The sequence below is a fragment of the Tateyamaria armeniaca genome (assembly GCF_045797845.1).
Lineage (GTDB): Bacteria > Pseudomonadota > Alphaproteobacteria > Rhodobacterales > Rhodobacteraceae > Tateyamaria > Tateyamaria armeniaca.
The window spans coordinates 3,682,573-3,695,257 of sequence record NZ_JBHDIY010000002.1 but is presented as its reverse complement, the minus strand read 5'-3'; the positions used below and the strand labels follow the sequence as shown (position 1 = coordinate 3,695,257).

12 protein-coding genes are annotated in these 12,685 nt (G+C 59.2%); 3 read left to right on the top strand and 9 right to left on the bottom strand.

The genetic code is table 11. The features are described from left to right. Positions 1–87: 87 nt before the first annotated feature. The 4 genes from iolB to ACERZ8_RS18755 form a co-directional block, all read right to left on the bottom strand. Positions 88–897 carry a 5-deoxy-glucuronate isomerase gene (iolB, locus tag ACERZ8_RS18770; RefSeq protein ID WP_407593689.1) on the bottom strand — a complete coding sequence of 270 codons (810 nt, stop codon included), beginning with the start codon at positions 895–897 and terminating at the stop codon, positions 88–90. Between the two features lie 87 nt (positions 898–984). Next, positions 985–1,776: an ATP-binding cassette domain-containing protein gene (locus ACERZ8_RS18765; RefSeq protein WP_407593688.1), complete on the bottom strand. Its 792-nt coding sequence runs from the start codon at positions 1,774–1,776 to the stop codon at positions 985–987. A 1-nt stretch (position 1,777) separates the two neighbouring features. After that, on the bottom strand, positions 1,778–2,896 hold the full coding sequence (locus tag ACERZ8_RS18760) for an ABC transporter permease (RefSeq protein ID WP_407593687.1): 1,119 nt from the start codon (positions 2,894–2,896) through the stop codon (positions 1,778–1,780). 78 nt (positions 2,897–2,974) lie between these two features. Further along, positions 2,975–3,925, bottom strand: coding sequence for a sugar ABC transporter substrate-binding protein (locus ACERZ8_RS18755; protein ID WP_407593685.1), 951 nt, complete (start codon positions 3,923–3,925; stop codon positions 2,975–2,977). A gap of 157 nt (positions 3,926–4,082) precedes the next feature. On the opposite strand from ACERZ8_RS18755, the gene ACERZ8_RS18750 reads away from it, so the two are divergent. Further along, positions 4,083–5,078: a LacI family DNA-binding transcriptional regulator gene (locus tag ACERZ8_RS18750; protein WP_407593684.1), complete on the top strand. Its 996-nt coding sequence runs from the start codon at positions 4,083–4,085 to the stop codon at positions 5,076–5,078. Positions 5,079–5,091: 13 nt separating this feature from the next. Here ACERZ8_RS18750 and ACERZ8_RS18745 read toward each other — a convergent pair whose 3' ends face one another. Genes ACERZ8_RS18745 through ACERZ8_RS18735 form a run of 3 tightly spaced genes read right to left on the bottom strand, consistent with a single transcriptional unit; the run spans position 5,092 to position 8,249 of the window. Beyond that, positions 5,092–6,222, bottom strand: coding sequence for a Gfo/Idh/MocA family protein (locus ACERZ8_RS18745; protein WP_407593683.1), 1,131 nt, complete (start codon positions 6,220–6,222; stop codon positions 5,092–5,094). Positions 6,223–6,234: 12 nt separating this feature from the next. Then, positions 6,235–7,131, bottom strand: coding sequence for a TIM barrel protein (locus tag ACERZ8_RS18740; protein ID WP_407593682.1), 897 nt, complete (start codon positions 7,129–7,131; stop codon positions 6,235–6,237). Between the two features lie 14 nt (positions 7,132–7,145). Continuing rightward, on the bottom strand, positions 7,146–8,249 hold the full coding sequence (locus tag ACERZ8_RS18735) for a Gfo/Idh/MocA family protein (protein ID WP_407593681.1): 1,104 nt from the start codon (positions 8,247–8,249) through the stop codon (positions 7,146–7,148). A gap of 122 nt (positions 8,250–8,371) precedes the next feature. On the opposite strand from ACERZ8_RS18735, the gene iolD reads away from it, so the two are divergent. Next, positions 8,372–10,324 (top strand): 3D-(3,5/4)-trihydroxycyclohexane-1,2-dione acylhydrolase (decyclizing), encoded by a 1,953-nt coding sequence (gene iolD / locus ACERZ8_RS18730; RefSeq protein WP_407593680.1) that lies wholly within the window; start codon positions 8,372–8,374, stop codon positions 10,322–10,324. Between the two features lie 120 nt (positions 10,325–10,444). On the opposite strand, the gene ACERZ8_RS18725 is transcribed toward iolD, so the two are convergent. Next, the gene (locus ACERZ8_RS18725) at positions 10,445–10,801 is read right to left on the bottom strand and encodes a hypothetical protein (protein ID WP_407593679.1); all 357 of its coding nucleotides are present in this window, start codon (positions 10,799–10,801) and stop codon (positions 10,445–10,447) included. A 464-nt stretch (positions 10,802–11,265) separates the two neighbouring features. Beyond that, positions 11,266–11,607: a RidA family protein gene (locus ACERZ8_RS18720; RefSeq protein ID WP_407593678.1), complete on the bottom strand. Its 342-nt coding sequence runs from the start codon at positions 11,605–11,607 to the stop codon at positions 11,266–11,268. A 94-nt stretch (positions 11,608–11,701) separates the two neighbouring features. Between ACERZ8_RS18720 and ACERZ8_RS18715 the strand changes: the two genes are divergently transcribed. After that, positions 11,702–12,634, top strand: a complete 933-nt coding sequence (locus tag ACERZ8_RS18715) for a LysR family transcriptional regulator (RefSeq protein WP_407593677.1) — start codon at positions 11,702–11,704, stop codon at positions 12,632–12,634. Positions 12,635–12,685: the final 51 nt, after the last annotated feature.

The following is a 12,685-nucleotide window of genomic DNA, read 5'->3' as shown; positions in this document are numbered from 1 at the left end:
CTGGAGCTCGCAACTGGCGCCAGTCACTGACTACTGTCAAGACGTCACAGGCTCCGGGGTGCCTGACCAACATCAAGCCCCACGGGCTTAGTCCGCATCCCGCTGGGCGATCCAATCATGGTCAGGATCGTTTTCGAAACGCCATTTGCGCAAGGGGCCAGCCATGACGTTCAGGTAATACAGCTCATACCCGTATGGCACGCCGCAGGGGTGGTGGCCTTTGGGCACAAGAACGACGTCCCCATCCTTGACGGCCATGATTTCATCCAGTGTCCCATCCTCCGTATAGACCCGTTGCACCGCAAATCCCTGCGCGGGGTTCAGGCGGTGGTAATAGGTTTCCTCAAGGTAGGTCATGCGGGGAAAGTCGTCTTCGTCATGGCGGTGGCTGGGATAGGACGACCAGTTGCCCGTTGGCGTGAACACCTCGGTCACCAGCAGGCTGCCTGCGACCTCGCGGCCTTCCATGGCGATGTTGTTGATGAAACGCTGGTTCTGTCCCTTGCCGCGCGGGGTCAGTTCGATCCCTTCGGGACCAAGACGCTGCGCGGCGTAACTGCCTTGTGCGGGCGCGGAGCAGATCGCGATGACACAATCGGTGAGGGACGTGGCGTGCCACGTGCTGTCACCCGGCACATAAACGCAATGGGGCGGCGTTTTCTCAAAGACCGACATACGCGCGCCCATTTTGCCAAAGTCCTGCCCGGCGGCTGTGACCTCCGCCAGACCCTCGACCAGCACAAGGATCACCTCGCGATCCTTGGTGGCTTCCGTGATCGTTTCACCGGGTTTCAGGCGATAAAGGGCGAACCCGACGTATCCCCAGCCCGCAGAGGCCGGTGTGATATCATGCACTTTGCCCGAGGTGCCGGTGGGCACGCGCAGAAGATTGGTCATATGGTAAGCCTCGATGAGATGTCAGCAATCGTCGCGTGAGCGCAAATCAAACGCGCGGCTCCAGCCTCGGGGCCGCGCGCATTGTCTTTATACAGTGCCGCCCAGCGATCCTTCGAGCGTTGCCAACTCTTGACCGCCTGCCATCAGGTCCTGCAATTCTTCGGGCGTTATTTCGCCGCGCATTGCGGTGCCTAGGGTCTGGCCGCGGTTGAGCACGGTAAACCGATCCCCGACGGCCAGAGCGTGCCGCACATTGTGGGTGATGAACACCACCGCGACGCCGTCCTTGCGCACCTTGTCGATGGTGGCCAGCACGTTCGAGGTTTGGCGCACACCCAGGGCCGAGGTCGGTTCATCCAGGATCAGAACCTTGGCCCCGAAGTGGACGGCGCGCGAAATGGCAACTGTCTGACGTTCGCCGCCCGAAAGGGTGCCCACGGCCTGATCCGGCCCGCGCAGGTTGATGCCCATCTTGCGCATCGCATCCATGGTCACCCTGTCAGCTTTGTCGCGGTCAAAAAACGAAATCCCGGCGATTTTCTTCACCGGCTCGTTGCCCATGAAGAAATTGCGGCTGACCGACATCAACGGGATCATCGCAAGATGCTGGTGGACGGTGGCAATACCGGCCTCCATCGCGTCGCGGGGGTTTTCGAAATTCATCGGTTGCCCGTCGAAAATGATCTCTCCCTTGGTGGGTTTGTGCACGCCCGACATCGTCTTGATGAAGGTCGATTTGCCCGCACCATTGTCGCCCAGAAGGCAGTGACATTCGCCCGGCAGAATGTCGATCGAGACACCGGCCAGCGCGATCACGGCGCCAAAGTGCTTTTCGATGTTCTTCATCTCGATCAAGGGTTTTTTGGTTTGGTCGGTCATATCAACGCTCCCCTGTGATCATGCGGCGGATGTAGGTGTTGAGGATGACAGCCCCCAGTAGGATGACACCCAGAAACACCCGGAAAAGCGAGCTTTCAACGCCGGCAAAGAACAGGCCCTGCTGGACCACGCCAAAGATCAGCGCCCCGAGGGCCGCCCCGATGACCGAGCCGTAACCGCCCGTCAAAAGCGCACCACCAATGACAACGGCGATGATCGCCTCGAACTCCTTGAGCAGGCCGCGATCCGCCCCGGCGGAGCCGAATTCCATCACCTGACAGGTGGCAAAAACCGTTGCGCAAAAGGCGGTGAACATGAACATCAGCATCTTGACGCGGTTCACGGGAACGCCCGAATTTCGTGCCGCTTCGGCGTCGCCCCCTGCGGCGAATATCCAGTTCCCGAACCGGGTCTTGGTCAGCAGCACGTGGCCGAAGACGACCAACACGATGGCCCAGACGATCAACATCGGGATACCATCCACGACCGGTTGGCCCGCCCGTGTGCCGCGTTCAAAGACAGAAATAATCCCCGCATCCCCAAGATACTGGAACGTGCCTTGCAGGATCTTGCCGCCGAACATCGCGCCCAGCCAGTCGCCTTCTGCGGCCTCGCGAATGCCGCCGATGATCGTCTTGCGCTCGATTGTTTGGGGCAGAAAGATTGTAAAGCCGCGCAGGATGAACAGAAAGGCCAGCGTCACGATAAAGCTGGGCAGTCCGGTGCGGATACAGATGAACCCGTTCAACGCACCGATGGCGATACAGATCGCGAAGGTCAGCAGGATTGCCATCCACATGGGCCATCCAAAGGTAACCCCGAAAATCGCGATCAACATGCCCGCAAAACCGATCATGGAGCCGACGCTAAGGTCAAATTCGCCTGCGATCATCAAAAGGCAGGCACCCACGGCGATGATCATGAACTGTGCCGAAACGATGGACCAGTTCAGGATGCCCTGGCTGTTGAACATGCCGCTGTCGGACGCGATGAGAATGAAGAATGTGAAAACCGCGATTGTGCCGACGATTCCACCCAGTTCGGGGCGGATCAGCGCAGTGCGAAAAGACGATACTTCTTTGATGCGTTCGTCTGTGTCTTCTGTGGATGTGTTGGACATGACCCGCTCCCCGTCGGTCTGATCAAAGACAATAAGGGCGGTGTCTTCGCTGGGAAAACACCGCCCTTTTGCAGCAGCTTAGCGGAATTCGCCCGCGAACTTCTCGACCTTCTCAAGACCGGATGCGGTGACGAAACCGGGGCCTGAGTTGATGTTGTTGCCCGGCAGAACGCCGTAACGGTGGTAGTTGGCCATCACAACAACCGGCAGATAGGCCTGCAGGAACGGTTGCTGGTCTATGCCCCACTCGATCACGCCGGCCTTGATGCCGTTCACGATCTCTGTGCCCAGATCGAATGTGCCAAAGTAGATGTCACCGGCCATGCCGTTTTCGTCCAGCGCCAGCAGAGTTGGGTCAGCCGATGTCGGACCAAGCGTCAGGATCGCGTCCGTCTCAGGATTGGCCGACAGGTAGGCCAGAACGCGGTTCTTGATCTCGGCAGGGTCCTGACCGGAATCGATCATCTGGTTGCCCAGCTCGATGCCCAGACCATCCGCAAAGCCCTGGCACCGCTGTGTCGAGGACGGGGACGAGATGTAGTGGTTCACACACAGAAAGCTGCCCACGCCGTCGCCTTTGGCGCGTAGACCGGCGGCATAACCCGCATCATATTCCGGCTGGCCGACATACATCAGCGCGCCAACTTCGCGTGCCTGTTCGGGTGTGCCCGAGTTCATGATGATGACGTCGATACCGCTTGCCACGGCGTCCATGATCGGGCCCTTGAGCACGTCATAATCCGACAGCGTCGTGATGATACCGTTCGGGCCTGAGGCCGCAGCCTGTTCAATGATGCGCGCCATGTCCGCCAGATCGCCGGTGGGCGGGTTGCGGTATTCGACTGTCACGCCCATCTGATCGCCTGCCAGCGCGATGCCGTTCTTGATCGTGTTCCACCAGCTGTCGCTGTCAGGCGCGTGGCTGACCAAGACATAGTTCAGCTCTTCTCCATGACCGTCGGCAACAGCCGTCAACGGTGCCGCAAGCATCGCTGCGCCAAGCGCGAGCGATTTGAGTACATTTTTCATTAAGTCCTCCCAGACAAATCTTAATTCGTGGCCGACAGTTTTGCTGTCTGACCGTGAAATCAAAGCACAAAGGTGTCAAAAATGCAACCGGTTGCAAAAATAGATTTTCCAATTCCACGGGAACCGGCATAGTTCTTTTAAAAAGAGGGATGTAGGCGTGGCGATCACACTGAAGGATGTTGCAAAATACGCGGGCGTATCACGCTCGGCTGTGTCGCGCACCTTTACCGAGGGCGCGTCGGTGTCGCCAAAGACTCGCAAGAAAGTCGAAAAAGCAGCGCAGGAGCTGGGCTACAGTCCCAATGCCCTGGCGTCGTCGCTGACCACCGGGCGGACCAAGCTGATCGGTCTCATCTCGAACAACTTTCACAACCCGCTGTTTCTCGAGGTGTTTGATCTGTTCACCCGCCGTCTTCAGGAAAAGGGCCTTCGTCCGTTGCTGGTGAACCTGTCCAGCGAAACGGACCCGGCAAATTCGCTGCGCATGTTGCGGCAGTACTCGGTGGATGGGGTCATCGTGGCCTCATCTACCTTGTCGCCCGAATTTGCCCGCGCGTTTCGGGATGCCAAGATTCCCGTTGTCCATTCCTTTGGCCGGTTTGCCAGCGCGCCGGACGTTCATGTGGTCGGGATTGATAACGTCGAATGTGGCCGGATGGCCGCCCGCACGCTGTTGGCGCGGGGGTATCGGCGCATTGCGTTTCTGGGCGGGCCGGAAAACGCGACATCCACCATCGACCGGCGCGCCGGATTCATGGAGGCGGCGCGCGAGGCCGCCGATGTCACCGCCACCGAGAGTTATGCGACCGACTATTCCTTTGCCGCCGGGCGGGTTGAAATGCTTGATCTGCTCAAAGGCGTTCCGGCCGAGGCCTATTTCTGCGGGGATGACGTGTTATCCATCGGTGCGCTGAGCGCGATTACATCCGCGGGTCTGTCTGTACCGGATGACATCGGCATCATCGGTCTGAACGACATGGAAATGTCGCGATGGGAGAACATCAACCTGACGACCATACGCCAGCCGATTGAGCAGATCGTCGACAGCTCGCTTGAACTGGTGATGGCCGCGCTTGATGACGGTGAGCGTCATCCCGAAGCGCGGCTGTTTGCCTGCCAGATCATCGAGCGGGGGACATTGCGGCCCCTGTGATATGATTGGGGCCTTACTGGAACATCGGTGGTCGCGCATCCACCCACGCGCCCTGCTGGGCCGCCGAATTCACCGCAGCATACACCGCCGCCATCGAACGTAACCCATCAACAGCCGTTGGATAGTTGGCCGTTCCACCGCGCAGAAGTGCTGCCAGATCGACATAGATGTTGGCCACGGCCAGCGGGAACCCTTCGGGATGGGCAATGGCCACGCGCGACATGCGCTTGGCGTCATCTGACAGGCTGTCTTCGCCCTTTTCAATGATCTCGACCCGTCCGCCCAGCTTGTGAAAAAACACCTGGTTGGGCTGTTCTGATGCCCACCGCACGCCGCCTTTTTCGCCAAACACCTGTATATCGAGGCCATGTTGACGCCCCAGCGCGATGGTCGAGGTCCAAAGCCGCCCGACGATGCCGCCGCTGGTGCGAAAGTTGACCATCGCGTCATCTTCCAGAACACGACTTGGCACGGTCGATGCGAAATCAGCCGACAGGGTGTGCACCTCATCACCGGTGATGAAGCTGGCCAGATGCAGGGCGTGAATGCCGCAATCCGCCATCTGCCCCGACACACCTGCCTGCGCGGGATCATAGCGCCAGCGGACGCGTGGATTGTCGGCATCATCACCCGCCGCGTGGTGGCCGTGGCTGAAATTGGTCACAACGGTGCGGATTGCGCCCAGTTCGCCACTGGCCACCATCGCCCGCATCTGACGCACCATCGGGTAGGCGCTGTAGCAATAGTTCACCGCACAGACCTGACCTGTGGCCTCGGCGATTTTCACGATCTCCTCACCTTCTTCGACAGTCATCGTCATCGGCTTTTCACAAAGGACGTTGAACCCGGCCTCCAGAAAGGATTTCGTGATCTCGAAATGGGTGTTGTTCGGGGTTGCGACGGTCACCAGATCCAGTTTGTCGTTGCGTCCCTTTTCGCCCACCAGCATTTCTTGCCAGTCGCCATAGGCGCGGTCTGGTGCGACCCCAAGGGCCTGTGCATAGGCACGCCCCTTGTCGGCATCGATGTCCAGTGCCCCGGCGGTAAAGGCGAAATGCCCATCCGCCTGCGCACCGAGCCTATGGGCGGGCCCGATTTGGCTGCCTTCACCGCCACCGATCATGCCCCATCTCAGTTTTTCCATGATATCAATCCCTTAGATAAAGCCGATGGACTGCAGATAAGCCCGGTTGATCCGTGCATCCCCCAGCGCATCGGTATCCGGCAGGGTCGGGTCGCAATCCTGCTCAACCGTGCACCATCCCTCAAAGCCGTTGTCGATCAGGATCTCGCGGACGCGCGGAAAATCGACGTCACCGTCGCCAAGATTGCAGAAGATGCCTTGCCCGCAGGCCTCGTAGAAACCAGTGCCCCTGGCGATGACATCAGACTTCACGACCGGATTGATGTCCTTGAAATGCATATAGCTGATGCGGCTGATGTAACGCTCCATAAAGGCGACGGGATCAAAGCCCGCATAGGAATGGTGGCCGGTGTCAAAACAGATGTTCAGGTGCTTTTCGTCGACCTCGTCAAGCAGACGGATCAATTCCGGTTCAAAGTCGATAAAGCCTGCCGCATGGGCGTGAATGCCGACGGTCAGGCCGTATTCTTCGGCGCCCATCTTGGCGACATGGGCGATGCGATCACGGAAGTCGGCCCATTCGGCCTGATCCATCTGCTCGGCCGCGTCTGCACGGCCCGCAGTGGGCGCGCGGCGCGGCGAGATGGAATCGATCAAGACCAGATGCTGTGCGCCGTGAGCGGTCAGTGCCTTACAGGTCCGCACCGCGCCGTCCTGCACGTCATCCCATTGGGCAGGGTCATGAAAGGCGCGAAACACCACGCCGCCGATCAGCTCCTGATCATGCTCGGCCAAGGCATCCGACAGAATCGCAGGGTCTTCGGGCATAAAGCCGACGGGGCCCAGCTCGATCCCCTTGTACCCGGCCTGCGCATTTTCGGCCAGCACGTCACGCCAGGCCGGGTTGCGCGGATCGTCCGCAAATTCGACCCCCCATGAGCATGGGGCATTGCCTATCTTGATGGTCACGAAGGGGGTCTCCTTTAATCGCCCTGAACCGGGGTCCATGCCCCCGTCGTCTGTGAAATGCGCGCTGCCGATATCACGCGCGACACGGCCAACCCATCCGCAAAGGTCGGCCATTTGGGCGTGCCATCGGCGATGGCCTCCAGAAAGTCGCGCGCTTCGATGATGATCTGATCCTGATAGCCGGTGCCATGGCCGGGGCCCTGGCAAAACGCTGCATAGTTTGGATGTGCAGGGCCGGTCAAAATCTTGCGAAACCCACGCTCGGCCTCGGGACCTTCGGCCTTGTAGAGCCACAGCGCATTCTGATCTTCCTGATCAAAGCGGATCGCCCCCTTGGTGCCCGTGATTTCATAGGCATAGCCCATCTTGCGGCCCGTCGCGACGCGGCTGAAATACATGTGCCCCATGGCACCCCCGGCAAAGCGGCACATCATCTGGGCCTGATCGTCATTGGTGACGGCCTTGCCATGCCGGTCGGTATGCACGGTTTCGATCTGCGCCATGACGCTGTCCACCGGCCCCATCAGGGCAAGGGCGGCGTTGACCATGTGCGGCGCCAGATCTCCCATCGTGCCGTTCGCGTCGCCATCTGTGCGCCAGTTGGCCGGGATGTCGGGATCGGCGAGGAAATCCTCGGTATGTTCGCCGCGAAACCACGTGATCCGTCCCAATGCGCCGTCCGCGATGAGCTGTCGTGCATATTGCGACGCAGGGGTCCGGATGTAGTTGAACCCGATCATGTTGACCAGCCCACTGTCCTGCGCGGCGCGCACCATCGCCTCAGCGTCCTCAACCGACGCCCCCAGCGGTTTTTCGCAAAACACCGGCTTGCCCAGCGAAAACGCCAGTTCAGCGGCCGCCCTGTGTGTGGACTGCGGCGAGGCGATGACAACCGCTGCGACCTTGGGGTCGCGCACGAGCATTTCCCAGTTTTCCGCCGCGCGGGCAAAGCCGAACGCCGCGCGATACTTTTCTGCTGACGCCATTGAGGACGCCGCCACCATTTCAAGCCGCGGTCTGAGGCGCGTGTCAAAAACTGCGCCCACAGCGGCATAGGCAACAGCATGCGCCTTGCCCATGTAGCCCCCGCCAATGATGCCTATTCCGATCTCTTGCATCGGTCCTCCTCAAAAACCGATTGCAACCGGTTGCAATACGGGTATCTTCAAATCGACAAGACCGTCAAGCGTGATAGCGTGTGAACGGCAATATTTTGAACCCTTGGAGGAGGGCCTATCCGATGGGTCAGGACACCATTCGCTTGACAACGGCGCAAGCCATTATTCGCTATCTGAATGCACAGTTTATTGAAACGGATGGTGTGCGCCAGCGTCTGTGCGGAGGCGGTTTCGGCATTTTTGGGCACGGCAACGTCACCTGTCTGGGTGAGGCGCTATACGATCATCGCGATACACTGCCGCTTTATCGCGGACAGAATGAACAAAGCATGGGCTTTGCCGCTGCCGCCTACGCCAAGTACCACTTGCGTCGGCGGTTCATGTTCTGCACAGCCTCTGCCGGGCCGGGCACGGCCAACCTGCTGACGGCTGCCGCACTTGCCCATGCCAACCGTCTGCCGATGCTGATGCTGTGTGGTGATACATTCCTGACGCGGCTGCCTGACCCGGTTTTGCAGCAGCTTGAACACTTCAACAATCCGGCCTTGGGCCTGAACGACGCCTTTCAGGCGGTCTCCCGCTATTGGGATCGCATCACGCATCCCGCGCAGGTGATCCAGACGTTGCCTGCCGCCATCGCCACCATGCTGGACCCGGCCGATTGCGGCCCCGCGTTTCTCGCCTTGCCTCAGGATGTGCAGGGATGGGCCTATGATTATCCGACGTCGTTCTTCGAAGAGAAAACCCACCGTATCCGCCGCATCTCACCAGACACTGACGAGATCGCGGATGCGGTCGCAACCCTCAAAGCCGCCCAGCGTCCTGTGATCATCGCAGGGGGCGGCGTGCAGTATTCCGGTGCAGTCGCAGCGCTGACCGCCTTTGCCGAGACGCACCAGATCCCCGTGATCGAAACCATCGCAGGCCGGGCGAACATGCTCAACGACCACGCCCTGAACATCGGCCCGGTTGGTGTAACGGGATCGGACAGCGCCAATGCAGTGGCAGAAGCCGCCGATGTGATATTGTCCGTCGGATCGCGGTTGCAGGACTTCACCACCGGATCGTGGACCGCCTTTGCCCAAGACGCCCGGATCATCTCGTTGAACGCGGCGCGCCATGACGCGGGCAAGCATCAATCCCTTCCTGTGGTGGGCGATGCAAGACTGGGGCTCGAACAGATTGGTGCTGGGATGGATGGTTACACAGCACCCGCCACCTGGACCAACTTTGCCCAGGATCAACGCAAGGTCTGGGATGCCTACGTCTCTGAAAACACCCGTCCGGGGAATGGCCCAAACTCCTATCCCAAGGCGATTGGCGCGGTGAACGCCCTGTGCGGCACACGCGACCGTGTGGTGGCAGCGGCAGGCGGATTGCCTGCCGAGGTGACGGCCAACTGGCGCACCCTTGACATCGGCACGGTCGATGTCGAGTTTGGCTTTTCCTGCATGGGCTATGAAATCGCAGGCGGGTGGGGGGCACGGATCGCCCAATCGGAATCCGAACCGGACGCCGACACAATCGTCTTTTGCGGCGACGGGTCTTACCTGCTGATGAACTCCGACATCTATTCTTCGGTTCTCAGCCAGAAGAAACTGATTATTCTCGTGCTCGACAATGGTGGGTTCGCGGTGATCAACAAGTTGCAGAACAACACTGGCAACGAAAGCTTCAATAACCTTCTGGCCGATGCGCCCACCATTCCTGACCCGTTCGCCGTCGATTTCGTCGCACATGCCGCATCGATGGGTGCGCATGCCGTGCGCGCAGACACACCAGATCAGCTGGCCGAGGCGTTCAAGGCGGCCAAGGCCGCCGACAAAACCAGCGTCATTGTCATGAATGTCGACGCTTACGACGGCTGGACCACCCAAGGCCATACATGGTGGGAAGTTGGCACGCCTCATGTCACGGACAACCCCAAAGTCAGAGCGGCCCATCTTGAGGTAGAGGCCAGCCGCGCCAAGCAGCGCAAGGGGTCTGACGCGCATCCGGGGCGCGATCAGGAAGGGAAGTTCTGGTCATCCGGGCGTCGGTATGGACCTGTTCCCAGATCTTTCGGCGCTGCGTGAGGACACATGGATATGATGGTCGTCGGCATGGGCGGTTCGTCGGCCCACATTGTGGCGGGCTTTGTGAAATTCTGCGCGCTGGTGGCCTAGGCCCCGAAACTCAGCTCGAAAACGCCGGGATTAGGCTTGGGGCGCCGCGCCACGCTGCACGACGTCTTTGCTGTTTGATCTGTGGCGGTGAACGAGGACGCTGACACCGTCAATGTTTCCGATGATCCGGCTGTCGACGAAGCCATAATCGCCGAACGAGCCGCTGAACTGATCGTTATCCCGGTAAGTGGCCAAATCTCCACCGCCATTAACGGTGAAGGTTTCCCCGACCAGATCGTTCGACGTGCCTGTCTGCGCCTGGCCCGGGAAAATGTCGTTCCACGAGAATGCAAGTAGCGTATTATTTGCCAGTCTAAATCTCTTCCGCTGCCGCTCAAATTCTTTTGACGTGGAGTTCGGGTTAGATGCCAACAATGGAGATACCATTCACGCCCTGAGGCAGGCGTCTGCCGGATGGCCGATTTTGGCATTTCCAGCAGAGGCTCAAGGAACGCTCGCATTGGCGCATCTGCTGCGAAAGGCGTGTGCGGATCGCTGCAGCATAGCGAGACATTTTTTATAAGACTTTAGCATTTACCCGAGCCAGTCACGTGTCCGGCCCATCTGCGCGGTTTGGGGCGTCAGATGATGAGGCCCGAAGCAGGGCAGGGAGGTTTCTGCACCGCCTTCGGTTTCCGCTCAGAGCCCAAACTGTGAGATGGTGCAAACGCATCCATCGTAAGTTGGGGAGTACGCTCGTAAAATGGTATCAAGTCGTCAGAAGCGTTCTGGGACAACACGACACGTTACCTTTTGAATTCTGCGCAATTCAAAAGGACAGTTGAGTCCTGCTTGGCGTTTTTGTGCTGCCAATCATGAGTTCAATCCTCATTCATGGCAGCACTAGCCTCTCACGAACAGGCCGCGTCGACAATGAATTCCACCTTCAACTCGGGCCGGGCCAACTTGGCCTCACCACAAGCACGGGCAGGCGCGTGACCGGCTGGTACCCACGCATTCCAGACCTCGTTCAACCCGTCAAAATCCTGCATATCGGCCAGCCAGATGGTGACGCGCAACATGTCTTCTCGTGACGATCCTGCCTGTTTCAAAAGCGTGTCGATCTTGTCGAGGCAAGTCCGGACCTGCTCTTGAATCGTGTCACCTTCGGCGACCTGACCCGTCAGATAAGCCACGCCGTTATACTTCACTATTTTCGAAGACCGTGTGCCTGTGTCGATGCGTTCGATCATGGGAATTCCTTGCGATTGTGTTTGTGAGGGCCCCGGGCGGGATGCCGTGATTGCCATATGGTCACGACATGAGAGTTGAGGCAAACTGGATTCAATGGAATCTAGTTCAGGATGTCTTAAGTTGGCGATCAAGATCGATATGCTCAGATGTTTCACCATGGTTGCCACGCACGGCAGTCTGTCGGAGGCCGCAGATGCGCTTGGGCGAACGCCTTCCGCGGTCTCCATGATGCTCAAGCAGTTCGAGGATCACGTCGGATCTGCCTTGTTCGAAACGGCGCGAAAATCGCGTCTGACACCCATCGGAGAGATGATCCTGACCGAAGCCCGTCGCGAGGTGGCCCATTTCGAAAACACGGTATCCGTGATCGAAGGCTTGGCGCGCTCAGAGCTTGGTTTTCTGAGGCTGGCCGTAACTCCATCAGTGGCGACGACAGTGCTGCCGCCCGTGATCTTCACATTTGCCGAGATGTACCCGAAAGTTCAGATCGACTTGCGCGACATGGATTCCGCGACAATCGCGCGTGAATTGGATCGTGAGCGGGCCGATATCGGGATCGGGTCCCTTCCCGAAATCGACGGGATGCGCCGTACCGAGCTTTTCAGTGACGCGTTTGGGCTGGTCTGCCGCAAAGACCACCCGCTTGTCGCAAACTGGGATCAACTTTCATGGCGCACCATGGGCGATCAGACGATCATCGCCAACGGCCTTTGCACGCAGATCACCGATCCCGATTTTGCACCCATCCTCGCCCGCTCTCGACTGATGGTCCCGAGCACCGCCTCGCTCTTGGGGCTGGTGCGGCAAGGGGTCGGGATCACGGTGCTGCCACAGCTCGCCGTCTCCGGTGCGCTTGATGATCTGGCGTTTTTGCCCCTTGTGGATGTCACGGCGCGACGGACCGTGCACCTGATGTCGCGCTCAAATAATTTGTTGATGCCTGCGGCCCGCGAGTTTCTGAAGCTGATCAGCGAGATGCAGCGGGATGGCAGCTTGGTGCCTGATCTGAAAATTCAGAAAAGCTGAAAAAATCTACAATTCATTGCAAGAGCCTGAATCGTGGTGAGCAGGTATCAT

Excerpts from the sequence above, each read along its gene's own strand:
- iolB (WP_407593689.1), bottom strand. The coding sequence starts at position 897 with ATGACCAATCTTCTGCGCGTGCCCACCGGCACCTCGGGCAAAGTGCAT.
- ACERZ8_RS18715 (WP_407593677.1), top strand. The coding sequence starts at position 11,702 with ATGGAATCTAGTTCAGGATGTCTTAAGTTGGCGATCAAGATCGATATG.
- ACERZ8_RS18765 (WP_407593688.1), bottom strand. The coding sequence starts at position 1,776 with ATGACCGACCAAACCAAAAAACCCTTGATCGAGATGAAGAACATCGAA.
- ACERZ8_RS18725 (WP_407593679.1), bottom strand. The coding sequence starts at position 10,801 with ATGGTATCTCCATTGTTGGCATCTAACCCGAACTCCACGTCAAAAGAA.
- ACERZ8_RS18735 (WP_407593681.1), bottom strand. The coding sequence starts at position 8,249 with ATGCAAGAGATCGGAATAGGCATCATTGGCGGGGGCTACATGGGCAAG.
- iolD (WP_407593680.1), top strand. The coding sequence starts at position 8,372 with ATGGGTCAGGACACCATTCGCTTGACAACGGCGCAAGCCATTATTCGC.
- ACERZ8_RS18760 (WP_407593687.1), bottom strand. The coding sequence starts at position 2,896 with ATGTCCAACACATCCACAGAAGACACAGACGAACGCATCAAAGAAGTA.
- ACERZ8_RS18720 (WP_407593678.1), bottom strand. The coding sequence starts at position 11,607 with ATGATCGAACGCATCGACACAGGCACACGGTCTTCGAAAATAGTGAAG.
- ACERZ8_RS18755 (WP_407593685.1), bottom strand. The coding sequence starts at position 3,925 with ATGAAAAATGTACTCAAATCGCTCGCGCTTGGCGCAGCGATGCTTGCG.
- ACERZ8_RS18745 (WP_407593683.1), bottom strand. The coding sequence starts at position 6,222 with ATGGAAAAACTGAGATGGGGCATGATCGGTGGCGGTGAAGGCAGCCAA.